A 22,600-nucleotide genomic window follows, 5' to 3' on the forward strand; every position below is an offset into this window, starting at 1 on the left:
TCAGACCTCATCCGGAAAATGTTTCATCGTCAGGCGGATCGGGTTCGGGGCAGCCTGCCCAAGCCCGCAGATCGAGGCGTCGCCCATAACCTGGCAGAGGTCTTCCAGAAGACCCTGATCCCATTTGTCGGCCTGCATCAGCTTCACCGCCTTTTCGCAGCCAACTCGGCAGGGCGTACACTGGCCGCAGGATTCGCTCTCGAAGAAGCGCAGCATGTTGAGGGCGGCCGCCTTGGCCGAATCCTTGTCCGACAGGACCACCACGGCGGCGGAACCGATGAAGGTTCCGTGCGGTTGGAGCGTGTCGAAATCGAGCGGGATATCGTTCATCGACGCGGGCAGGAGGCCCGAGGACGGGCCACCGGGCTGGTAGGCCTTGAAGCGGTGACCCTCGGCCATGCCGCCGCAGGCCTCGATGATGTCGGTGATCGTCGATCCGGCGGGCAAGAGGTAGACGCCCGGCTTCGCCACGCGGCCCGAGACCGAGTAGGAGCGCAGCCCCTTGCGGCCGTTCTTCTCGGTCGTGTTCAGCACCTCCGGCCCTTCGCGGACGATCCGCGTAACCCAGTGCAGCGTCTCCACGTTATGAACCAGCGTCGGCCGGTCGAAGATGCCGACGGCGGCGACGTAGGGGGGGCGTTGGCGCGGGATGCCGCGCTTGCCTTCGATCGATTCGATCATCGCGCTTTCTTCGCCGCAGATATAGGCGCCCGCGCCCCGGCGCAGCTCGACCTCGCCCTTCAGGATGATGCCGGCGTCTTCCAGCGCCTTGATCTCGCGCCGCAGGATTTCCAGAACGGCAGGATATTCGTCGCGCATGTAGATGAAGCAGCGCTCGGCCTCGACCGCCCAGGCGGCGATCAGCATGCCTTCCAGCATCAGGTGCGGGGTGCGTTCCAGATAGTAGCGGTCCTTGAACGTGCCCGGTTCGCCCTCGTCGCCATTGACGGCAAGATAGCGCATACCGGGATTGGCGCGCACGAAGCCCCATTTGCGGCCCGAGGGGAAGCCAGCGCCGCCGAGGCCGCGCAGCCCCGAAGCCAGCACGGTTTCCTGCACCTTTTCCCAGTCGCCGGACTTGCGGAGTTCCGCGAGCTTTTCGTAGCCGCCGGCGGCGCGGTAGGCCGCAAGGCCCTCATAGGCCGGTATTTCGGCGTGGAAGTGACCGTCCTTCAGCGCGGCTTCGACGTTCTCGGGCGTCGCATGGTCTATATGCTTGTGGCCGATCTCAAGTACCGGAGCGGTGTCGCAGCGGCCCATGCAGGGCGCGCGCAGCACGCGGATCTTCTTCGGGTCCATGCCCTTTTCCAGCGCGGCGATCAGTGCCTCGGAGCCGGCGAGTTCGCAGGAGAGCGATTCGCATACGCGGATCGTCAGGTCCGGCGGCGCGGACTCGCCCTCACGGACAGGGTCGAAATGGGCGTAGAAGGTCGCGACCTCCCAGATTTCGGCCATGCCGGTGCGGAGTTCCTCGGCAAGCGCGCGCAGGTGCGGGGCCGACAGGCAGCCGTAGCGGTCCTGGATCAGGTGCAGGTACTCGATCAAGAGGTCACGCCGGCGCGGTGTGTCGCCGAGAAGCGCATTCACCTCCGCCCAGGCCGTGTCGTCGATCTGCCGGCCCTTCGGGGTCTTGCGACCCCGGCCCTTGCCGGATTTCCAGATGCCGTCCTTGTCGTCCAGTGCCATGCCCGCTTCCGCCTCCTGTTTCGCCGTCTCAGAGGCCGCTTCTGACAAAGCCGGAAACACCGATCAATCCGGTAGTCTCGTCGATTGATAGAAATTCTCTATCATAAGCAGCGATATTCAGTGACGATATCTGTCACGCCCCGCGCGCAGCCGATGGACAGAATGCGGCGCATTCTCTATCCCCAGCGCCATGGATTGGGATCACGAACTCGACGCGACAGGGCTTCTCTGCCCGCTTCCCGTGCTCAAGGCGCGCAAACGGCTGTCGGTCATGGCGCCCGGTGCCGTGCTCCGGCTGATCGCGACCGATCCGGCGGCGGTCATCGACGTTCCGCATTTCTGCGCCGAGGCCGGGCACGAATTGATCGGCACGGGCGAGGACGGCGCCGCCCAGATCTACCTGATCCGCCGGCGGTAAGCGGACCCGTCGTCTGAAAAACCCGCTGCGGGCCTAAAGACCAAAGCTGGAATAGGGCAGGTATCTGACCGGTATTCCCGGTGTGATCTCGGCGGCCGCGTCGGGCAGTTCCACGAGCCCGGTCGCCCAGCTCAGCCCGCTGATCCGGCCGGAGCCTTCCGAGGCAAAGACCTCGGCGCGCCCCTCGCTGTCCAGGCGCGCGCGCAGATATTCCCGCCGACCGGCCTTCTTGCGCTTGCTGAAGGCCGCCGGGACGGTAAATCCCTGCGGTGCCGCCCATCCGGCGCCTGCCATCGAAGACAGCGCCGGGCGGGCGAAGATCAGCGCACAGACGAGCGCCGCGACCGGATTTCCCGGCAGGCCGAAGACCGGAATGCCGTTCCACAGCGCCAGCGCCAGCGGACGACCCGGTTTCATCGCGATTCGCCAGCTCGACAAAGTTCCGCGCGCACGGAGAAGCGCCGAGACATGGTCCTCATCCCCCGCCGACGCGCCGCCAGAGGTCAGGATCACATCCGCCTCCGCCGCACCCCGGTGAAGCGTTGCGGCGATCGCCGCCGGATCGTCCGGCACATGGCCGAGATCGACCGGCGCGCAGTCCCAGCGTTCGGCCAGTGCGAGAAGCATCGGACGGTTGGCATCGTAGATCTGGTGCGGGGCGGCGGCGCCGCCCGGATCGTCCACGATCTCGTCCCCGGTGGACAGGACGCCGACGCGGAGCGGCCTGAACACCGTCACCTTGGCGATCCCGAGGGCCGCCAGAAGCGCGAGGTCGGGGGGGCGTAGCCGGTGACCGGCCCGCAGCGCCACCGCGCCTTCCGCCACATCCTCACCGGCCCGCCGGGTGTTGGCGCGGGGCTTTGCCGGCCCGTCGAAGGCCACGGTCGCGCCGTCGGTGGCGCAGTCCTCCTCCAGCACGACGGTATCGACGCCCTCGGGCAGGATCGCACCGGTCAGGATGCGGATCGCCTGTCCGGGCGGAACCGCGCCGGAAAAAGGTTGCCCGGCTGCCGCGCGGCCCGCGACGAGCGGCAAACGCTGCACACCCTCTCCGGTCGCGGCATGGGCAAATCCGTAGCCATCCACCGCGGAATTGGCGCGCGGCGGGTTCGAGCGTCGGGCGACCGCATCCTCCGCGAGGATGCGCCCGAGCGCGTCGCGACCGGGCAGAAGCTCGGTCCCGGCGACAGGTTGCAGTATCTCGCGCAGGCGCTCCAACGCTTCCTCCACCGGCACCCAAGACACCCCCTGGGGCATGGCGAAACAATCGTCGCGAAGGCGCGGGGGAATGAGGGGATCGGTCATGCGGCCTCGCTTTCCGCCGCTGCTGCGTCAAGACCAGAGGTCCAGCCTTCCTCGCGACGCGCCGGATGCGGAACATCCGCGAGTGTCGCCGCCAGTTCGCCCCGCGCCTGCATCCCGTGGATGCGGGCCGCAAGTGTCCGGACCTGAACCTCGTCCCTGATGTCGTCCGGCCCCGTCGCCTTGTGCCCCTTGCGGGGCAGGCCGGGAATGTCCGCCGCGAGTCCGTCGAACCGGAGCGAGCCGGTGACACGCGATGCCAAGCCTTCCGGATAGTCGAAGGGGACGTCGAAACCGGCGAAGACCCGGTGTCCGGCGGCGAGTTCCTCCGCGAAGAGGCGCGTCAGCCAGTCCCCGGCGACCACCCGGTTGCGGTGATAGGCGGAAGGCTCCGCCTTGCCGTCCCGGATCACCGCCGACCAGATCGCGTCCTTCTTGGGCTTGGCAACCCGGTCGTTGCCGCCCGACCAGTCGACGATGACGATGGTGTCGAACGCGCTCACAGCCCGACCTCTCCGAGGATGAAGTCCGCGATCGCCCCGGTGTCGTCGAGATCGAGAACCGGCAGCGCAAGGCCGGGATGGGCGCTGTCCGACGCGACGGCGCGGACCGTCGGGTTATCGGGTGCAAGAAGCGGCCGTCCTGTCGCCGCCCGATGCGTCTCGACCTTCGGATGGCTTTCGCGTTTGTAACCTTCGATCAGCACCAGATCGACGGGCGAGAGCTTTTCCAGAAGCTCCGCCAGCGCTGGCTCCTCGGCCCCCCTCAGCTCATGCATCAGCGCCCAGCGGGCAGGGGAGGCGACAAGAACCTCGCGGGCGCCGGCCTCGCGGTGGCGGAAGCTGTCGCGGCCGGGATGGTCGATCTCGGTCGCATGATGGGCGTGCTTGACGGTCGAGACGCTGAACCCCCGCCCGGTGATCTCGGTCACCAGCCGCTCCACCAGGTGGGTCTTGCCGGAATTCTTCCAGCCGGTGACGCCATAGATCCTCATTGCACGAGCCTCTCGGCTTCGGCGATGTCCTCGGGCGTGTTGATGTTGAAGAAGGGGTCGAACGGGTCGGAGGAGAACTCCGCGACGCCGGCGCCGTGGCGCCCGGTCCAAAGCACGATCTTCCGCAGCCCGCCTTCCAGCGCCGCCCGAAGGTCGCCGCGCAGCGCGACGGGCCAGAGGCCGAAGGTCGGGTGCTGCCAGAGCTTGCCCTCCGGATCCCGGCTGGCCGCCAGCGCGAGGCCGGATGGCCCGACGGCGTCGCGGAGCCGCGCGACCAGATCGTGCGGGAAGAACGGCGTGTCGGCCGCGACGGTGACGATGGCCCCGGCGCCAAGCCCGGCCGCCCAGTCGAGCCCGGCGAGAACACCGGCGAGGGGGCCGGGAAAGTCCGGCAGGCTGTCGGGCAGGACCGGCAGGCCGAACTCCTCGAACCGCGCGGGATCGCCGTTCGCGTTGATGGCGAGCGGGCCGCACTGCGCGCCGAGCCGGGCGATCACATGGTCGATCAGCCGCCGCCCGGCCACGGAGCGGAGGCCCTTGTCGCCGCCGCCCATCCGCGTCGCGCGGCCGCCGGCGAGGATGATGCCGGGCAGGTCAGTGGACATCGGGATTGTCCCGGAACGCCCGTTCCCGCACGGGGTCGAGCCACTTTTGCAGCACCGTCACGGCGCTCTCCTCGTAGCCGAGCGCGTCGTAGAACGACAGGACCGGCGCGTTCGAGCGGCGGACGAGAAGCTGAAGCTTGGTGTGGCCGTGCCGCCGGGCCCAGTCCTCCGCCGCCGCCATCGCCCGACGGCCAAGCCCCGCCCCGCGCTGATCCGGGGCGGCGCAGAGGTAGTAAACCCAGGCGCGATGGCCGCCATCCTCGACCGCGACGCTCGCGACCGCCCGGCCGTTCTCGGTCGCGACCAGCAGCGCCGATTTCGGATTGGCGCGGATCGCCGCGATATCGACCTCGGGCGGGTTCCAGGGCCGCGTCATGCCGGCCCGTTCCCAAAGCGCGATGAGCGCCTCGACCTCGTCGTCGCGAACGGGATGGAAGTCGTCAGTCATCCCCGGCTCCCTTGCGGCGATGCTTGCGATCCTCCTCCTCGCCGGTCAGCGCCGCGTCGCGGATCAGCCGCTCCTCGCCCGCGAGGCAGACGAAGCGCTGGCCCCGCATCCGGCCGATCAGCGTCAGCCCGACCTGGCGGGCGATCTCCACCCCCCAGGCGGTGAAGCCGGAGCGGCTGGCCAGCACCGGAATGCCCATAAGCGCCGTCTTGATCACCATTTCCGAGGTCAGCCGCCCGGTCGTGTAGAGGATCTTGTCGGCCGCGCTCACGCCTTCGCGGAACATGTAGCCGGCGATCTTGTCGACCGCATTGTGGCGCCCGACATCCTCCATGTAGACGAGCGGCCGGTCCTGCTGGCACAGAACCGTGCCGTGAATCGCGCCCGCTTCGAGGTAAAGCGACGGCGTGGTGTTGATCTCTCTCGCCAGCGCGTAAAGCCAGCTGGTCCTGAGTTCGGCCCTGGGCAGCACCAAACCGTCGAGCCCTTCCATCATGTCGCCGAAAACCGTGCCGACGGCGCAGCCGCTCGTCCGGGTCTTCTTCTTCACCTTCTCCTCGTAGGAGGTCTGGCGCTCGGTCCGGACGACGGCCGTCTCGATCTCCTCGTCGTAGTCGACGCCCGTCACCACGTCGTCGGCGCGCAGCATCCCCTGGTTCCGCAGGAATCCGACGGCGAGATAGTCGGGGTAATCCCCGATCGTCATCGCGGTCACGATCTCCTGCGAATTCAGATAGATCGTCAGGGGACGCTCCTCGACCACCGAAATCTCGGTCGCGGCCCCGGTCTGGTCGGTGCCGGTGACACGTCGGGTCAGCCTCGGGTCGGCGGGGTGGGGAAGGATCGGCAGGGCAGGGGGCATCGGGCGGCTTTCGGTTTCGCCCGGCATCTTGTATTCGGGGCGGGGCGGTTGCAAGGGGAAGCCATGCTCGGCTACGTCATCACGGAAGAACGGGGCAAGGCGGATGCTTGTCTGGCGGAGGTCGCGCACCGTCTCCATGCCGAAGGCATTGCCGTCGCCGGCGCCGTGCAGGTCAATTCCGATCGCGGCCCGGCGCAGGCCTGCGACATGGACCTGCACGTGATCGGGCCGGGGCGGATCATCCGGATCAGCCAGAACCTCGGCGCCCTTGCCAAGGGCTGCCGGCTCGATCCGGCGGGGCTCGAACAGGCGGTCGGGCTGGTTGAGGCGACGCTGGACACGGATCCACGCCCCCGACTTCTCATCGTCAACAAGTTCGGCAAGCAGGAGATCGACGGCCGCGGCTTCCGCCCGGTGATCGGCCGGGCGCTTGCCGAAGGCATCGCGGTGCTGACCGCCATCAATTCCGCGAGCCTGCCCGCCTTCCGCGCCTTCGCCGGAGGGATGGAGGAAGAGATCACGCTCGATCCCGAGGCGATCCTGGGCTGGTGTCGGTACGCGGTTCGGTGACGCAACACTCTTCCGCTGAAGGCGGGATGCCACACGAAATGGACAAAATGTCCGCTCCGTTGGTCATATTGTCCATTTCCACCGCGACCTCGTCCTCATATGGATGGCCGGGCGCGAAGGAACGGGCAGGAAATGAACGATATCTATCAAGGCCTTTCCCAGGCGGCGCGCCTTGTCGTGACGCTCGACGCCGGCCTTGTGGAGATCACGCTCCGCTCGCTTCAGGTCACGGTGTCGGCGACGATCATCGCCTCGGCGATCGGCCTGCCGCTGGGTGCCTGGATCGCGGTCAACCGGTTCTGGCTCCGCCGCTACGTCATCGCGCTTCTCAACGCGCTCATGGGGCTGCCGCCGGTCGTTGTCGGACTCATGGTCTATGTGGTCCTCTCGCGGGCCGGCCCGCTCGGCGTGCTCGGGCTTCTCTTCACCCCGACCGCGATGATCATCGCGCAGGTGATCATCATCACCCCGATCATCGCCTCGATCTCGCATCAGGCGATAAGGGAGCTCTGGGCCGACTACCATGACCTTCTGATCTCGCTCCATGCCAGCCGAGGGCAGCGAATCGCGACGCTCCTCTGGGACGGGCGGCGGGCCTTGATGACCGCGGCGCTCGCCGGCTTCGGGCGCGCGATCGGCGAGGTCGGTGCGATCATGATCGTCGGTGGCAATATCGACCATGCAACGCGGGTGCTGACGACGGCCATCGCGCTTGAAACGGGCAAGGGTGACTTCGCGCTGGCCCTCGCGCTCGGCTTCGTCCTGATCGCGCTCGCCATCGCCGTGAACCTCGCGCTGCATATCCTGTCGGGCACCGAAAGGGGCAGCCGATGGTAAGCCCGATCCTGCCCCTGACCCTTGACCGGGTCGAGCTGCGGCGCGGCGGCAAGCGCATCCTCGGCCCGGTCTCGCTGACCCTCGACGGCGACGGGATCACCATCGTTCTCGGCCCGAACGGCAGCGGCAAGACCTCGCTCCTCAGGACGATGCACGGGTTGGAGTGGATCAACGCCGGCAAGGCCCGCTGGAACGGCGACCCGGACCGCGTCCGCGCGCGGCAGGCCTTCGTCTTCCAGACCCCGGCCCTGATGCGTCGTTCGGTTCTCGATTGCATCGCCTATCCGTTGCGGCTCGACGGTATCGACCGGCGGCGCGCCCGCGACCGCGCGGCCGAACTCGCCGCCTCGGTCGGGCTCACCGCGAGGTGCGATGTGCCGGCCAATGTCCTTTCCGGCGGCGAGCGGCAGAAGATGGCGCTGGCCCGGGCCCTGATCCGCGCGCCCGAAGTGCTCTTCCTCGATGAACCCTGCGCCAATCTCGACATGCATTCGATGGCCGAGATCGAGGCGATCCTGACCCGCACCCGCGATGCCGGCACGCGGATCGTGATGTCGACACACAACATCGGACAGGCCCGCCGCCTCGCCGATGACATCCTCTTCCTCCACGACGGCCGGGTCATTGAGACCGGCCGCGGTGACGCGTTCTTTTCCGGGCCCGGAACGCCGGAGGCAACGGCCCATATCAACGGAGACCTTCTGCCATGAGACTCAATACACTGCTTTCGGCATGCTCAGCCGTCTGGCTGGCCACCGTCGCCGGCGCCGAGGAGATGAAGATGGCTGTGACCACCTCCTTCGCGAATTCCGGTCTGGCCGAGATCCTGCTGCCGCAGATCGAGAAGGACACCGGCATCACGGTCGAGCTTCTCGTCGTCGGCACCGGCCAGGCACTGAAGCTTGGCGCGGCCGGCGATGTCGATGCAGTCCTCGTCCATGCCCGCGCCGCCGAGGAGAAGTTCATCGCCGATGGCGAGGCCACGCACCGGCGCGAGATCATGTATAACGACTTCATCGTCGTCGGCCCGTCCGGCGATCCGGCCGGGGCGAAGGCCGCGACCAAGGCGAGCGAGGCTTTCGCCTCCATTGCCAACGCCCAGGCACCTTTCGTCAGCCGTGGCGACGACAGCGGCACCCATAAGGCCGAACTTGCGATCTGGGCCGCCGCCGGCGTTGCGCCCGAAGGCGACTGGTACAAGGCTGTCGGTCAGGGCATGGGCGCGGCGCTGAATACCGCGGCCGGGATGAACGCCTATATCTTCGCCGACCGGGCGAGCTGGCTGAACTTCGGCAACAAGGCCGATCTCGCGCTGCTTTTCGAAGGCGACCCCGCGCTCTTCAACCAGTATGCCTATCTGCCGGTGAACCCCGAAAAGCATCCGCATGTGAAGGCCGATGCCGCGAAGGCGCTCGAGGAGTGGCTGACCAGCGACACCGCCAAGGCGCTGATCGAGGGCTACACGATCGCCGGCCAGCAGCTTTTCACCTTCAACGCCCAGCCGATGTGATTGCCCGCCGGCCCGCCTCGGGCGGGCCGGCCCCGTCAGCCATCGAGGCTGACGCCAAGCCCGACCTTCACCCGGTCCATCACGATCGAGGTCTTGAACTTGCTGACCTCCGGCGTGCCGAAAAAGTTTTCCTCGGTGAAGGCCTGATATTCCTGGATGTCGCGTACGACGAGGATCAGGGTGAAATCCGCCTCGCCGGTCGTGTAGTAGCATTGCTGCACCAGCGGTGAGGCGCGCATCCGCCGCTTGAAACTGTCGAGCACGCCAAGATTTTCCCGCTCCATCGTCACCTCGACAATGATGGTCATCGCCCGCCCGGCCGCGCCGGGTGCGACGACGGCGATCTCGGTTTCGATCACGCCGGTATCGCGCAGCTTCTTCACCCGCTTCTGCACGGCAGCGGGCGAGAGGCCGAGCCGGTCGGAAAGCTGTTCCGCCGTCTGGCGGCAATTCTCCTGCAAGAGGCCGAGAAGCCTGAGGTCGAAGGCATCGAGGTCGGTGGGCATGGGGGCATCTCCGCAGGCAATCTGATCGAGCTTGCGCCCCTCTGGCAGAAATTGCACCCCCGGAGGCCGATCTTCGGTGAATTTCGTAACACTCTTGCCATTCAATGACCAAAATCAGACGCCAGCCCGCGCTATGTCTTGCCGGAGCGATCAAGAACGATGAGGTGACGCGCGATGACCCGGCTGGACCCTGCCCGAATGCGGCACGTCAACCGACCCGCCAAAGGCGGTGCCGCCCATGCAACGGTGCTGAGCCCGGATGACTTCGCCCGGGCCGTGGCCGAGATCACCGCCTGGCCCGGCTACGCACCGACGCCGCTTTACCGCCTCGACGCGCTGGCCGGGTCGCTCGGGATCGGCGGGGTTCTCTACAAGAACGAGGGGCCGCGCTTCGGGCTTGGCAGCTTCAAGGCGCTCGGCGGCGCCTATGCGGCGGCGCGGCTCCTCTCCCGCGAACTTTCCAAACGGCTCGGGCGCGATATCACGCCGGCCGATCTGCGTTCGGGTGCATTGGCGTCCGACGCGGCGAAGATCACCCTCGCCTCTGCCACCGACGGCAATCACGGCCGCTCTCTCGCCTGGGGCGCGCGGATGTTCGGCGCGCCATGCCGGATCTATGTCCACCGCGATGTGAGCCCCGGCCGGATCGCGGCGATGGAGGGCTACGGGGCGACCGTGACGGTCGTCGACGGCGACTACGACGCCTCGGTCCGCCGAACGCGGGAGGATGCCGACGCGAATGGCTGGTTCGTCGTCTCCGACACCTCGTGGGAGGGCTACACCGACCCGCCGCGCGACGTGATGGCGGGCTACGGCGTCATGGCGCGCGAGATCGCGGATGCGCTAGCCACGCCGCCCAGCCATGTCCTTCTGCAAGGTGGCGTCGGCGGACTTGCCGCCGCCATCGCCGCCGCGTTCCGCCAGCATTGGGGCGCGAACGCCCCCCGCGTCGTGATCGTGGAACCCGACCTCGCCCCTTGCCTTTTCGCAAGTGCCCGCGCCGGTGCCGCGACTCCGGTGGAGATCCATGAGGAAACCGTGATGGCCGGCCTCTCCTGCGGCGAACCCTCCGCGCTCGCCTGGGAGATCCTCGCCGAAGAGGCGCGCGATTTCGTCACCATCCCCGACGACTTCGTCGGCCCCACGATGCGGCTTCTGGCAAGGCCCGAAGGCGGGGACGCCGCCATCGCGGCAGGTGAATCCGCGGTTGCCGGCCTTGCCGCGCTGATCGCCGCAGCCGGTGATGCCGACTGGCAGGGCAAGCTCGACCTCGGCCCCGACAGCGTCGCCCTGGTGATCGGTTCCGAAGGCGTCACCGACCGGGCGATCTACGCCCGGATCATGGCCGGGGCGGCGCGATGACCGTCCCGGCGCGGGGCTTTCCGGTTGCGGAATACGCGGGTCGCCTTGCACGGGCGCAGGCTCTCATGGCCGGGGCCGGCCTCGCCGGGATACTGCTGACCACCGAGGCGGAGATCCGCTATTTCAGCGGTTTCCAGACGCTATTCTGGCAAAGTCCGACACGGCCGTGGTTCCTGTTCGTGCCGACCGAGGGCAAGCCCGTTGCGGTGATCCCCGAGATCGGCGCCGATTTGATGCGCCGGACCTGGATCGAGGACATCCGCACCTGGCCGGCGCCGCAGCCGGGCGACGACGGGATCAGCCTGCTCATCGATCTGTTGGCGCCCCATGCCCGTCGGGGTGCGCGAATCGGCCTGCTGAAAGGGCATGAGACGCACTTGCGGATGCCGCTTGCCGACTACGAACGGCTGATCGCGGGCCTGCCGGGCCTCGGCATCGTGGATGCGACGGGGATCGTCCGCGCCCTTCGCATGGTCAAGTCGCCCGCCGAAATCGAGAAGATCGCGCATATCTGCGGTGTCGCGTCCCGCACCTTCGCCCGGGTTCCCGAATTCGCGACCGAAGGCCGGCCGCTTGACGAGGTCTTCCGCGCCTTCCGCCGCACCTGCCTCGACGAAGGTGCCGACGACGTGCCCTACCTTGTCGGCGGCGCCGATCAGGGCGGCTATCACGACGTGATCTCACCCCCCGTTGCGCGACCCCTGCGCGCGGGCGACGTGCTGATGCTCGACACCGGTTCGGTCTTCGACGGCTATTTCTGCGACTTCGACCGCAACTGGGCGATCGGCCCCGCCTCCGACGCCGCGCGCCGCGCCCACGAAGTGCTCTACCGAGCGACCGAGGCGGGGATGGCGGCCGCCCGGCCCGGCGCCACCAGCCGCGATCTTTTCGCCGCAATGCGCGCCGTCATCGCCGAATACGACACCGGCCCCGGCGATGTCGGGCGGCTCGGACACGGGCTCGGCATGCAACTGACCGAGTGGCCGTCGCATGCCGCTTTCGACGAAACGGTGCTGGAAGAGAACATGGTTCTGACGCTGGAGCCGTCCTTGAGCTATGGCGACGGCCGGATCATGGTGCACGAGGAGAACATCGTCGTGACCTCCGGCGCCCCCCGGCTTCTGTCCGCGCGCGCGTCGGCGGAGCTGCCGGTCATCCGCTGAGGGGCGTCATGAAACTGCCGTTCGATACGGATGCGGGGATGGGCCGGCGCGCCACGTTCGGCCTCATCGTCCTGCCTGCCGACGAAACGCTGGAGAATGAGCTGCGCGCCATCCTGCCGCGCGATGGCGTGGCGCTCTATCACAGCCGGATCGCGATGCCGCCCAAGGTGACGCCCGAAACCCTCGCCGCGATGGAACGGGCCCTGCCGGCGGCGGTGTCGACTCTGCCCGAGATCGACTTCGACGTGATCGGCTATGGCTGCACGTCCGGCGCCACCGTGATCGGGCCCGAGGGGGTCGCGCGGGCAGTGCAATCAGTTCGGCCAGGGGCGCAAGTCGCCGACCCGGTCAGCGCGGTGATGGCGGCTGCGCGCCACCTTGGTGCCCGCCGGATCGGCTTCGTGTCGCCCTATGTCGAAAGCGTCTCGGCCGCGATGCGGCGGCTTCTGGAAGCGAACGGCTTCGAGATCGCCGGCTTCGGCTCCTTCATGGAAAGTGACGACCGCGTCGTGGCGCGGATCACGCCCGAGGCGACGCTCGCCGCCATCGAAAAGGTCGCCGCGATGGCGCCCGCGGACGCGGTCTTCGTTTCCTGCACCAACCTCCGGGTCGCCGGCATCGCCGAGGAAGCGGAGCGACGGATCGGCCGACCGGTTCTCTCCTCGAACCTCGCGCTTGCGTGGCAGATGATGCGCGCGGCCGGCATCCGCTCCGACACCGCGCCGCGGATCGCGCTCTTCAGCCCGGAATGATCTCGAACCTCTCGACGTCCACCATGCCCCGGTCGGTGATCTTCAACGCCGGGATCACCGGCAGGGCGAGGAAGGCGAGTTGCAGGAACGGCTCCTCCAGCGTCACGCCAAGGCTTCGGGCCGCGGCGCGCAGGGTCACCAGCCGGTCGCGCACGATCTCGAACGGCTCAAGGCTCATCAGCCCCGCGACCGGCAGGGCCAGTTCAGCCAGCACCTCGCCGCCTTTCGCGACGACGAAGCCGCCCTCGATCTCCGACAACCGGTTCGCCGCCAGCGCCATGTCGGCATAGTCGGCCCCTACGACGGCGATGTTGTGGTGATCGTGGCAGACGGTCGAGGCGATGGCGCCGGCCTTGATCCCGAACCCCTTGACGAATCCGGTGGCGATGTTGCCGTTCTTGCCGTGCCGCTCTACCACCGCGATGCGCATCAGGTCGCGGTCGGGATCGGGACGTTTATCGCCGACGACGATGGCGATGTCTTCGCGCAGATGTTCGGTGATGATCTTGCCTTCGAGGATGCCGATGACATCCGTCTCCGCCCGGTTGGCGCGGGCGCGGAAATCCTCCGGCCGCACACGCGGCGCCTTCACGGACTGCCGCCCGACCGGCGGGATCACCCTGCGCGCCGCGAAAGCGCCGGCGTCCACCCGTTTCCCGGCACAGAGCACGAGTTGCGCATGGCAGCCCTCCAGGCTGTCCACCGCGACGATGTCGGCCCGCTTGCCCGGCGCGATCTGGCCGCGATCCTTCAGCCCGAAGGCCTCCGCCCCCGACAGCGACGCCGCCCGATAGGCGGCAAGCGGTGAGGTGCCGAGCGCGATCAGCCGGCGGATCATGTAGTCGAGATGACCATGCTCTGCGATGTCGAGGGGATTCCGGTCGTCGGTACAAAGGCACATATAGGCCGACACCGCCTCGGTCAGAACCGGCTGCAATGCGTCGAGATCCTTGGAGACGGAGCCTTCGCGGATGAGGATCCGCATTCCCTTGCGAAGCTTCTCCAGCGCCTCCCTGGCGGTCGTCGCCTCGTGCTCGGTGCGGATGCCGGCGGCGATATAGGCGTTGAGGTCACGGCCCGAAAGCTGCGGAGAGTGGCCGTCGACATGGCCGCCCTCGAAGAGCCTGAGCTTCGCCATCGCGCCGGGATCGCGGTGGATCACGCCGGGATAGTTCATGAACTCGGCCAGCCCGATCCCGGTCTCGTGCCCCATCACCTTCGCCAGATCCTCGGCGTCGATCCGGGCGCCCGCCGTCTCCATCTCGGTCGAGGGCACGCAGGAGGAGAGCTGGACCCGGATATCCATGACCGTATGGCTTGCCGCCTCCTGGAAATAGCGGATGCCGTCCAGCCCGATGACATTGGCGATCTCGTGCGGATCGCAGATCGCCGTGGTGACGCCGCGCGGTGCGACACAGCGGTCGAACTCGTAGGGCGTGACAAGCGAGCTTTCGATATGCAGGTGCGTGTCGATGAAGCCGGGGACAAGCGTTAGGCCCGTGACGTCGATCACCTCGCGCCCCTCGTAATCGGCGCCGATGCCGACGATCGTGTCTTTGCAGGCCGCGACGTCGCCGTCGATCATCGCGCCCGTCACGACATCGAAAACGCGCCCCCCGCGCAGGACGAGGTCGGCAGGCTCATCCCCTCGTCCCTGGGCAATCCGCTGTTCCAGTTCCGCCATGGCGCGCCTCCGGAGGTCTTCGGTCAACTCCCCGATACTCTCCTCCAGCGGCGCGGGCAGTTCAATGGCCCGCACCCTTGCATGCCCCCGCAATCTGCCGCAGGGTCGCGCCGACCGGGCGGAGGGCAGCATGCGGGCGGGACTGGCATTTCTGGTGGCGGGCTATGTGCTCAGCCAGTTCTACCGTGCCTTCCTCGCGGTCCTGTCGCCGGTCCTGGGGGCCGAGATCGGCGCAACCGCCGGCGACCTCGCGCTCTCGTCCGGGATCTGGTTCCTGGTGTTCGCGGTGATGCAGATGCCCGTCGGCGGCGCCCTCGACCGGATCGGGCCGCGGCTGACGGCCTCCGTCCTTCTTGCCTTCGGTGGCGGCGGCGGAGCGCTGGTCTTTGCGCTCGCCCAGGGACCGGGCGCGGTGCACCTGGCGATGGCGCTGATCGGGGTCGGCTGCTCGCCGGTTCTGATGGCGTCCTACTACATCTTTGCGCGGGTCTATTCGCCCGCGGTCTTCGGCACCCTCGCCGGCGCGATCATCGGCGCGGGTTCGCTTGGCAATATCGCCGGCGCGGCGCCGCTCGCGTGGCTGGTGGAGCTTGCAGGCTGGCGCGAAACGCTCTTCGGCCTCGCCGCCGTGACAATCCTCGTGGCCCTTGCGCTCTGGATCTTCGTCCGCGATCCGGAGCGGGTGGTGGCGCCGGAAACCGGACACGGGTCGATCCTCGACCTTCTGAGGATTCCGGGCCTCTGGGCGATCCTGCTCCTGATGGCCGTGGCCTATGCCCCGGCCGCCGCGATCCGCGGGCTCTGGGCCGGGCCATACCTTGCCTCGGTCTTCGGATCGGACGCGCTTGCCATCGGGCGGGCGACGCTCGTGATGGCGCTTGCGATGGTCGCGGGAAACTTCGCCTACGGGCCCCTCGACCGGATCTTCCGAACGCGGAAATGGGTTGTCTTCTGGGGCAATGCGCTTGGCGCGGCCTGCCTCGGCGTCCTGGCATTCTGGCCGGCTTCGGGCTTCTGGAGCGCGACGGCGCTTCTCGCCGCACTCGGGCTCTTCGGCTCGTCCTATCCGGCGATCATGGCGCATGGACGGTCGTTCTTCCCGCCCCATCTCGTCGGACGCGGGGTGACCTTTCTCAACATGTTCGGCATCGGCGGCGCCGGCATCCTGCAATTCGCGTCGGGGCGGTTCCACCGCGCGATGGCCGAAGGGGCCACGACGGCAGAGGCGCCGTTTGCCGCGCTCTTCGCCTTCTTTCTCGTCCCGCTTCTGATCGGCCTCGTCCTCTATCTCTTCAGCCGCGATAGCGTGAGTTGAAACACGCGTGGACTTTGCCTTCGGATGCGCGGCATCCTGCCCCCGGCGGCGAAAGGAGACCCGATGGCCGAAACTTCCGTAGCGATCCTGCCCGCCCGAGGCGGATCAAAGCGCATCCCGCGCAAGAACATCCGGGATTTCGCCGGGCGACCGGCCATGGCCTGGGCAATCGCCGCGGCGCGTGCCAGCGGCTGTTTCGCGCGGATCGTGGTAACGACCGACGACGCGGAGATTGCAGGTGCCGCGCGGGCCTTGGGCGCCGAAGTGCCTTTCCTGCGGGATCCGGCGCTTGCCGATGATCATACGGGCACGACCGAAGTGATCCGCGACGCGGCCGAACGGTTGCGGCTTGCCCCCGACACGGCGGTTTGCTGCCTTTACCCCACGGCCTTTTTCGTCACCGCCGAAGATCTAAGGGCGGGTCGCGAAAAGCTCGATGCGGGGGCGAAATGGGTGCTGTCGGTCGGCGAATACCGCACGCCCATCGAGCGTGCCTACCGGCGCGACGGCGACCGTCTCGTCGCGCGCGATCCGGCCAAGATGCCGATGCGGTCCCAGGACCTTGAGCCCGCCTTCTTCGATGCCGGGCAGTTCTACTGGGCGCGGGCGGCGACCTGGTCCGATCCCGCCGCGCGGGTCTGGAACGGCGCGGCGGGAATTCTCTTGCCGGCCGAGCGCTGCATCGACATCGACACCGAGAACGACTGGCGCCTGGCGGAGAGGATGTTCACGCTTCTGGGACTTGGCGGCGATGCGGATCACGATCAGGGCTGACGGCAACCCGACGATCGGCGGCGGTCACGTCATGCGCTGCCTCACCATGGCCCGGGCCGCGCGGGGCCGGGGGCACGAGGTGGCATTCGTCACGGCGGTCGGGGCCGGCTCCTTTGCCGGGCGCATCTCGGCGGAGGGGTTCACCGTCGCCGGAATCGAGCCGAGGGCGCACGACCCCTCCGCCGATCCGGAGGCGCCGGCCCATGCCGGCTGGCTCGTGACCCCGTGGGAGGAGGATGCCGCCGTCACGGCCGCCGCCGTGGCCGGTCAAGGCGCGGACTGGCTCGTCGTCGATCACTATGGCCTCGACGCGCGGTGGACCGGCAGGGTTCGCGCGGCGATGCCGGAACTGAGGGTTCTGGCGATCGATGACCTCGATGATCGGGCGCTCGGCGCGGATCTTGTTCTGGACCAGACCCGCATGGGCGGCGGGTCGCGGCGGCATTCCGGTCTGGCGAACCTCACTGGCCCGGACTATGCGCTTCTCAGGCCCGAATTCGCCGCAGCGCGGCCCGCCGCGCTCAGCCGGCGCGGCCAGCCGGTGCGGCGGGTTCTGATCGCGCCGGGGCTTGCCGACGCGGCGGGGCTCGCGCCGCTTGCGCTCGATGCGCTGAAAGGGCGGCCGGAACTGTCTGTCGATGTCGTGATGGGCGCCGAAAGCCAGAGTTGCGGCGCCGTGGCGACCCGGATCGCGGGGCGCGAGGGCGCGGCGCTGCATCTCGACGCGACCGATATGGCCGGGCTGATGACGCGGGCCGACCTTTGTATCGGCGCGGGCGGAATGACCGGTTGGGAACGCTGCTGCCTGGGGTTGCCGACGGTGGCGGTCGCCGTCGCGGACAACCAGCGCCCCGGGCTTCGCGGCCTGTCGGAGGCTGGGGCCGTTGTCGCGATGGGACTGGAGGATGCCCGAATGCCCGGCGCGCTGACGCGCGCGATCGGCCATGCCATCGAGACCGCGCAGAACCTGTCGGTGGCCGCCGCGAGGCTGTGCGACGGTCAGGGCGCGGCGCGCGTTCTCGACGCGCTGGAGGGCCGCTTCCGTCCCGTGACCGAGGCGGATGCGCGTCTTCTCTTCGACTGGCGGAACCGGCCCGAGATCCGCGCCGTCAGCCTCAACCGCGACGAGCTGGATTGGGCGAAGCACGTGGAATGGGTGCGGGCCATGACCCGCCGGACGGACGGGGAGTGGCTGATCTATGCCGAAGGTGGCCGCGATCTTGGCCATGCGAGCGCCCGCGACACCGGTGACGGCACTTGGCAGTGGAGCTTTTACATCGGCGAAGCGGATGCGCCAAAAGGGGCGGGCGGGCGCATGACGGCCGCGTTCCTTCGCAGGCTGTTCGCGCAGCCATCCGTGCGCGCGATCCGTGCCGAGGTCGTTCCTGGCAACGCGGCGTCCGAGGCGCTTCACCGGCGGCTGGGGTTCCGTTGCGTGAGCGAACCGGATGCGGGCGTGCTTGTCTTCGTGGCAGACAGATGCGATGTGCGGGGGCGGATGGGCCTGCCAGAGGAAGGACACTAGCCATGACGGAGACGTTCGCCATCGCGGGCCGCCCGATCGGGTCGGAGCATTCCCCCTATGTGATCGCGGAACTGTCAGGCAACCACAACGGCGATCTGAACCGGGCACTGGCGCTTGTCGACGCGGCCGCGGCGACCGGGGCGGATGCGGTGAAGCTGCAGACCTACACCGCCGACACGATCACGCTGGATGTCGACCGGCCCGAATTCCGGATCTTGGGCGGGCTTTGGGACGGGCGGAGCCTGCACGAGCTTTATCAGGAAGCCTCCACGCCGTGGGACTGGCACGGGGCGCTTTTCGCCCGGGCGCGGGATCACGGCCTGCACTGCTTTTCCTCGCCCTTCGATCCGACGGCCGTCGATTTCCTCGCCAAGCTCGACGCACCCGCCTACAAGATCGCGTCCTTCGAACTTGTCGACACGCCGCTGATCCGCAAGGCGGCGGCCGAGTGCAAGCCTCTCATCATGTCCACCGGCATCGCGGATTATGGCGAGATCGAAGAGGCGTGCCGGGCGGCACGTGAAGGCGGCGCCGATGGATTCGCGCTACTGCACTGCATCTCGGCCTATCCGGCGAAGCCCGAGGAGATGCGCCTCGGCACCATCGGGACGCTGCGCGCGGCCTTCGGTGTTCCTGTCGGCCTGTCGGATCATACGCTGGGCTCCGCCGTGGCCGTGGCGGCGATCGCCAGGGGCGCGTGCATCATCGAAAAGCACCTGACGCTCGCCCGCGCCGATGGCGGGCCGGACGCGGAGTTCTCGTTGGAGCCGGACGAGTTCCGCCACCTGGTGGAGGATTGCCGGATGGCGCATGCGGCGCTTGGGCCTGCGCGCCATGATCGGGCCGGCGTCGGCGGCGCGAACGCACAGTTCCGCCGCTCGCTTTACGTGACTGCCGACGTCGCGGCGGGCGAGGTCCTGACCGAGGCCAATGTGCGGTCCGTCCGGCCCGGCCTTGGCCTGGCGCCGAAGCATTTGCCGGCGATCCTCGGCCGCCGCGCCGCGCGCGCGCTCACGCGCGGCGAGCCGCTCAACTGGGGCATGATCGCTCAGGACTGAGCGGCGCGGGCCAACATGCGGTGTTCGATGGCCTCGGCCGCGCGGTCGAGATTGCCGTCAAGATCGCCGAAACGGGCGCGGACTTCGTCATAGACGGGGTCGGGCCGACCGATCCCGTCGATAAAGGCTTCGAGGCCCGGAAGGTCGCCGATCTGCGGCAGTTCCGCGAAAAGCGGCAGGTTCTCGGCGAAGACGGCCGCCGGTTTGCCGGAATAGATGCAATCGAGGACCGTGGTCGAGGTCGGCGAGACCATCGCATGGGCAAGATCGATCGCGTCGTGGATCGTCGCCTTTGCGAGCGGCCCGGAATAGTAGTGCGAGAACATCACGTTCGGGTGCTTGCGCGCCAGATCCCGGTCATGGCTCCGGTGGTTCTTGCGAACCTTGCCGCGATGTGACCGGATGATGATGCCAAGATCGGGATGCCGCGTCAGGGCCTTGTCCATCAGGTCGTAGAAATGGCCGATATGGTCCTTGGTGTAGCGCCCTTCGCCCCAGCGGAACGACTGGCAGACGAGAAGCCGTTTCGGGTAGCGCGCGACCCAGTCGCTGACCTCCTGACCCCAGCGCGCGCCCGGCAGGATGTTCTTCTTCGAAAACCCGACGACCTCCACCCGCCCGGCCGTTTCGGGGGTGAAAAGCGCTCGGTTGTCGCCCAACGGCTCCCAGAACAAAAGCTGCTGGGAATAGTACTCCATCGGCTCGTCGATCTTGCGGGCATTCACGCCCACCTGGTAGGCGCCATGCTGGAGGAAGACCGACTGCTGGCCGATCCTGCGCATGTAGGTCCCGCGCTGCTTGCGCGTGGTCGTGTCCCAGAGCGGGTCGGCGATGGTCAGGACGGCGTCGGCGTCGCGAATGTCGCGCTGGAACAGCAGCTTCATCCGCAGTTTCGAGGCGGGCTCTGGCGCGAACCCTTCCTTTTCGAAGACGCCGGAAAGCCGGCGCTCCTTGCGCAAGAGCTTGGAATAGACGAGTGCCCTGACCTCGACCTTTCCGCGCAGGTGCAGCCGTGCGAGCACGGGGTACGTGCTTTCGAAATCCGGCATCCCGTTCAGATAGGCGAGAAGACGGGGCTTAGCGGCCATCGAGCGCCTCGGAGAGCGCGGCTACGACCCTGTCCTGATCGGCCTCGGTCAGCCCCGGATAGAGCGGCAGGCTGATCGCGCGCCGATAGTAGCCTTCCGCCACCGGGAAATCGCCCCACCTGAATCCGCGCTTCCGCCAGAAGGGCTGGGTGTGGACCGGGATGTAATGGACGTTGACGCCGATGCCCGCCGCCCGCAGGTCCGCGAAGACGCGGGCGCGGTCTTCGACCTGGATGGGGTAGAGGTGCAGCGCGGAATGGCTGTCTGGGCTTTGCCGCGGGCGGGTCACGGCAAGGTTGCCGAGAAGCCGGTCGTAGCGCTGGGCGACTTCATGCCGCCTGGCCACGAATTCCTGAAGCCGCGTCATCTGCGACACGCCAAGCGCGGCCTGAAGCTCCGTCATGCGGTAGTTGTAGCCGAGCGCGACCTGTTCGTAATACCAGCCGCCTTCCGACACGCCTTCCATCAGCGAAGGTTCACGCGTCACCCCGTGGGAGCGGTGAAGCTCCATCCGCTGGGCGAGCACCGGATCGTTGGTCGTGGCGCAACCTCCCTCCGCCGTGGTCACGATCTTGACCGGGTGGAAGGAGAAGACGCAGATGTCCGAATGCGCGCAGTCGCCGACGGGCCGGTCGCGGTAGCTAGCGCCGATGGCGTGCGAGGCGTCCTCGATCACGCGGAACCTGTAGCGGTGGGCCAAGGCGCCGATCGCCGCCATGTCGGCGCTCTGGCCGGCGAAATGGACGGGAATGACAATCTTCGGCAATCTGCCGGACGCTTCCGCCTGTTCCAGCTTTGCGGCGAGCGCGTCGGGGCACATGACATAGGTTTCGGGGTCGATATCGACGAAATCGACCTCGGCGCCGCAGTAAAGGCCGACATTGGCGGAAGCGACGAAGGTGTTCGGCACCGTCCAGAGCCGGTCGCCCGGCCCGAGATCAAGCGCCATGCAGGCAATATGCAGCGCCGACGTCGCGGAGTTGACGGCGACCGCATGGGCCGCGCCCGTCGCATCGCGCAGCGACGCCTCGAAGCGCGGCACGGCGGGGCCTTGCGTGAGGAAGTCCGACTTGAGGACATCGGTGACGGCAGCGATGTCGTCGTCCGAGATATCCTGCCGGCCGTAGGGGATCATCAGAACGTCCCGATCTTGTCGGCGTTCCTGGTCATCCACGCCTGCAATTCCTCGACGGTCATCCATTCGGAATTGTTGTCGGAGGCGTACTGGAAGTTCTCCGGCACCTTGCGGCCGTCCTTGATCCGCACCGGATCGCGCGACCAGTTGTGGATCGCCGGGATGATCTTGAAATGGTCGTCGTATTCGAAGGTGTGGTCAGCATCCTCCGGCCCGATCATCTGCTCGTGCATCTTCTCGCCGGGCCGGATGCCGACGATGTCATGCTCGGCTTCGGGGGCGACCGCGCGGGCGATATCGGGAAGCTTCATCGAGGGGATCTTGCGCACGTAGATTTCGCCCCCGACCATGTCCTCCATCGCGTGCCAGACCAGTTCCACGCCCTGTTCGAGGGTGATCATGAAGCGCGTCATGCGCGGGTCGGTGATCGGCAGCTTGCCGGTGGCCTTCAGCGACTGGAAAAGCGGGATGACCGACCCGCGCGAGCCCATAACGTTGCCATACCGCACCACGGAAAAGCGGCACTTGTCGGCCCCCGAATAGGAGTTGCCGGCGACGAAGAGCTTGTCGGACGCAAGCTTGGACGCGCCGTAGAGATTGATCGGGCTCGATGCCTTGTCGGTCGATAGCGCAACGCAGCGCTTAACGCCCTTGTCGATGCAGGCGTCGATGACGTTCATCGCGCCATTGACGTTGGTCTTGATACATTCGAAGGGGTTATATTCTGCGGTCGGGACGATCTTGGTCGCGGCGGCGTGAACGACGTAATCGACCCCGTCCATCGCCCTGTACAGCCGCTCGCGGTCGCGCACGTCGCCGATGAAGAAACGCACTTCAGGCAGGTGACCGTAGAGCTTCGCCATCTCCCACTGTTTCATCTCGTCGCGGGAATAGATGATGATCCGTGAGGGCTTATAGCGCGCCAACGTCATCGGCACGAATTGCGACCCGAAAGAGCCCGTGCCGCCGGTCAGAAGAATTTTGGAACCCGTCAGCATGCGCTCGC

Annotated in this window: 24 protein-coding genes; 12 read left to right on the forward strand and 12 right to left on the reverse strand. The window is 67.7% G+C overall.

What is annotated here, in order from left to right:
- The gene (locus tag V5734_RS04435) at positions 1 to 1,686 is read right to left on the reverse strand and encodes an NAD(P)H-dependent oxidoreductase subunit E (protein WP_347312303.1); all 1,686 of its coding nucleotides are present in this window, start codon (positions 1,684 to 1,686) and stop codon (positions 1 to 3) included.
- A 190-nt stretch (positions 1,687 to 1,876) separates the two neighbouring features.
- Here V5734_RS04435 and V5734_RS04440 point away from each other — a divergent pair, with 190 nt between their 5' ends.
- Positions 1,877 to 2,104, forward strand: a complete 228-nt coding sequence (locus tag V5734_RS04440) for a sulfurtransferase TusA family protein (RefSeq protein ID WP_347312304.1) — start codon at positions 1,877 to 1,879, stop codon at positions 2,102 to 2,104.
- A 33-nt stretch (positions 2,105 to 2,137) separates the two neighbouring features.
- Here the strand turns inward: V5734_RS04440 and V5734_RS04445 are convergent, their stop codons facing one another.
- Genes V5734_RS04445 through V5734_RS04470 form a run of 6 tightly spaced genes read right to left on the reverse strand, consistent with a single transcriptional unit; the run spans position 2,138 to position 6,342 of the window.
- On the reverse strand, positions 2,138 to 3,409 hold the full coding sequence (locus V5734_RS04445; protein WP_347312305.1) for a molybdopterin-binding protein: 1,272 nt from the start codon (positions 3,407 to 3,409) through the stop codon (positions 2,138 to 2,140).
- Positions 3,406 to 3,909: a hypothetical protein gene (locus V5734_RS04450; RefSeq protein WP_347312306.1), complete on the reverse strand. Its 504-nt coding sequence runs from the start codon at positions 3,907 to 3,909 to the stop codon at positions 3,406 to 3,408. The genes V5734_RS04445 and V5734_RS04450 overlap by 4 nt, the downstream gene beginning before the upstream one ends.
- Positions 3,906 to 4,400, reverse strand: coding sequence for a molybdopterin-guanine dinucleotide biosynthesis protein B (mobB, locus tag V5734_RS04455; RefSeq protein WP_347312307.1), 495 nt, complete (start codon positions 4,398 to 4,400; stop codon positions 3,906 to 3,908). Before mobB ends, V5734_RS04450 begins: the two co-directional genes overlap by 4 nt.
- A complete protein-coding gene (mobA, locus tag V5734_RS04460) occupies positions 4,397 to 5,005 on the reverse strand; it encodes a molybdenum cofactor guanylyltransferase MobA (protein ID WP_347312308.1) in 609 nt (202 codons plus the stop codon). Before mobA ends, mobB begins: the two co-directional genes overlap by 4 nt.
- The gene (locus V5734_RS04465; protein WP_347312309.1) at positions 4,995 to 5,453 is read right to left on the reverse strand and encodes a GNAT family acetyltransferase; all 459 of its coding nucleotides are present in this window, start codon (positions 5,451 to 5,453) and stop codon (positions 4,995 to 4,997) included. The genes mobA and V5734_RS04465 overlap by 11 nt, the downstream gene beginning before the upstream one ends.
- Positions 5,446 to 6,342: a formate dehydrogenase accessory sulfurtransferase FdhD gene (locus V5734_RS04470; RefSeq protein WP_432759664.1), complete on the reverse strand. Its 897-nt coding sequence runs from the start codon at positions 6,340 to 6,342 to the stop codon at positions 5,446 to 5,448. Before V5734_RS04470 ends, V5734_RS04465 begins: the two co-directional genes overlap by 8 nt.
- 36 nt (positions 6,343 to 6,378) lie before the next feature.
- On the opposite strand from V5734_RS04470, the gene V5734_RS04475 reads away from it, so the two are divergent.
- The 4 genes from V5734_RS04475 to V5734_RS04490 all read left to right on the forward strand — a co-directional run bounded on the left by V5734_RS04475 (position 6,379) and on the right by V5734_RS04490 (position 9,232).
- Positions 6,379 to 6,885, forward strand: coding sequence for a DUF2478 domain-containing protein (locus tag V5734_RS04475; RefSeq protein WP_347312310.1), 507 nt, complete (start codon positions 6,379 to 6,381; stop codon positions 6,883 to 6,885).
- A 132-nt stretch (positions 6,886 to 7,017) separates the two neighbouring features.
- Positions 7,018 to 7,722, forward strand: a complete 705-nt coding sequence (locus V5734_RS04480) for an ABC transporter permease (protein ID WP_347312311.1) — start codon at positions 7,018 to 7,020, stop codon at positions 7,720 to 7,722.
- Positions 7,716 to 8,432, forward strand: a complete 717-nt coding sequence (locus V5734_RS04485) for an ATP-binding cassette domain-containing protein (RefSeq protein WP_347312312.1) — start codon at positions 7,716 to 7,718, stop codon at positions 8,430 to 8,432. Before V5734_RS04480 ends, V5734_RS04485 begins: the two co-directional genes overlap by 7 nt.
- Complete coding sequence (locus V5734_RS04490) at positions 8,429 to 9,232, forward strand: substrate-binding domain-containing protein (protein WP_347312313.1); 804 nt, start codon at positions 8,429 to 8,431, stop codon at positions 9,230 to 9,232. The genes V5734_RS04485 and V5734_RS04490 overlap by 4 nt, the downstream gene beginning before the upstream one ends.
- A 35-nt stretch (positions 9,233 to 9,267) precedes the next feature.
- Here the strand turns inward: V5734_RS04490 and V5734_RS04495 are convergent, their stop codons facing one another.
- The gene (locus V5734_RS04495; RefSeq protein WP_347312314.1) at positions 9,268 to 9,738 is read right to left on the reverse strand and encodes an Lrp/AsnC family transcriptional regulator; all 471 of its coding nucleotides are present in this window, start codon (positions 9,736 to 9,738) and stop codon (positions 9,268 to 9,270) included.
- A gap of 174 nt (positions 9,739 to 9,912) precedes the next feature.
- Between V5734_RS04495 and V5734_RS04500 the strand changes: the two genes are divergently transcribed.
- Genes V5734_RS04500 through V5734_RS04510 form a run of 3 tightly spaced genes read left to right on the forward strand, consistent with a single transcriptional unit; the run spans position 9,913 to position 13,015 of the window.
- Entirely contained in the window at positions 9,913 to 11,100 is a 1,188-nt protein-coding gene (locus tag V5734_RS04500) for a diaminopropionate ammonia-lyase (protein WP_347312315.1), read from the forward strand.
- Positions 11,097 to 12,263: a M24 family metallopeptidase gene (locus V5734_RS04505; protein WP_347312316.1), complete on the forward strand. Its 1,167-nt coding sequence runs from the start codon at positions 11,097 to 11,099 to the stop codon at positions 12,261 to 12,263. Before V5734_RS04500 ends, V5734_RS04505 begins: the two co-directional genes overlap by 4 nt.
- Before the next feature lie 8 nt (positions 12,264 to 12,271).
- Positions 12,272 to 13,015: a maleate cis-trans isomerase family protein gene (locus tag V5734_RS04510; protein WP_347312317.1), complete on the forward strand. Its 744-nt coding sequence runs from the start codon at positions 12,272 to 12,274 to the stop codon at positions 13,013 to 13,015.
- Here V5734_RS04510 and ade read toward each other — a convergent pair.
- Positions 13,002 to 14,699 (reverse strand): adenine deaminase, encoded by a 1,698-nt coding sequence (gene ade, locus V5734_RS04515; RefSeq protein WP_347312318.1) that lies wholly within the window; start codon positions 14,697 to 14,699, stop codon positions 13,002 to 13,004. The genes V5734_RS04510 and ade overlap by 14 nt on opposite strands.
- 130 nt (positions 14,700 to 14,829) lie before the next feature.
- Here ade and V5734_RS04520 point away from each other — a divergent pair, with 130 nt between their 5' ends.
- The 4 genes from V5734_RS04520 to pseI all read left to right on the forward strand — a co-directional run bounded on the left by V5734_RS04520 (position 14,830) and on the right by pseI (position 19,371).
- Positions 14,830 to 16,014, forward strand: a complete 1,185-nt coding sequence (locus V5734_RS04520; RefSeq protein WP_347312319.1) for an MFS transporter — start codon at positions 14,830 to 14,832, stop codon at positions 16,012 to 16,014.
- A 63-nt stretch (positions 16,015 to 16,077) separates the two neighbouring features.
- Complete coding sequence (gene pseF / locus V5734_RS04525) at positions 16,078 to 16,788, forward strand: pseudaminic acid cytidylyltransferase (protein ID WP_347312320.1); 711 nt, start codon at positions 16,078 to 16,080, stop codon at positions 16,786 to 16,788.
- Complete coding sequence (pseG, locus tag V5734_RS04530) at positions 16,766 to 18,313, forward strand: UDP-2,4-diacetamido-2,4,6-trideoxy-beta-L-altropyranose hydrolase (RefSeq protein ID WP_347312321.1); 1,548 nt, start codon at positions 16,766 to 16,768, stop codon at positions 18,311 to 18,313. The genes pseF and pseG overlap by 23 nt, the downstream gene beginning before the upstream one ends.
- A gap of 2 nt (positions 18,314 to 18,315) precedes the next feature.
- Positions 18,316 to 19,371 (forward strand): pseudaminic acid synthase, encoded by a 1,056-nt coding sequence (gene pseI, locus V5734_RS04535; RefSeq protein WP_347312322.1) that lies wholly within the window; start codon positions 18,316 to 18,318, stop codon positions 19,369 to 19,371.
- Here the strand turns inward: pseI and V5734_RS04540 are convergent.
- From V5734_RS04540 to pseB, 3 genes are read right to left on the reverse strand one after another with little or no spacing between them, the layout of a single operon-like run.
- Positions 19,362 to 20,459 carry a hypothetical protein gene (locus tag V5734_RS04540; protein ID WP_347312323.1) on the reverse strand — a complete coding sequence of 366 codons (1,098 nt, stop codon included), beginning with the start codon at positions 20,457 to 20,459 and terminating at the stop codon, positions 19,362 to 19,364. The two genes, pseI and V5734_RS04540, sit on opposite strands and share 10 nt — an antisense overlap.
- Entirely contained in the window at positions 20,449 to 21,594 is a 1,146-nt protein-coding gene (gene pseC, locus V5734_RS04545) for a UDP-4-amino-4,6-dideoxy-N-acetyl-beta-L-altrosamine transaminase (RefSeq protein ID WP_347312324.1), read from the reverse strand. Before pseC ends, V5734_RS04540 begins: the two co-directional genes overlap by 11 nt.
- Positions 21,594 to 22,592 carry a UDP-N-acetylglucosamine 4,6-dehydratase (inverting) gene (pseB, locus tag V5734_RS04550; RefSeq protein WP_347312325.1) on the reverse strand — a complete coding sequence of 333 codons (999 nt, stop codon included), beginning with the start codon at positions 22,590 to 22,592 and terminating at the stop codon, positions 21,594 to 21,596. The genes pseC and pseB overlap by 1 nt, the downstream gene beginning before the upstream one ends.
- Between the last annotated feature and the right edge of the window lie 8 nt (positions 22,593 to 22,600).

It is taken from the genome of Defluviimonas sp. SAOS-178_SWC (assembly GCF_039830135.1).
Lineage (GTDB): Bacteria > Pseudomonadota > Alphaproteobacteria > Rhodobacterales > Rhodobacteraceae > Albidovulum.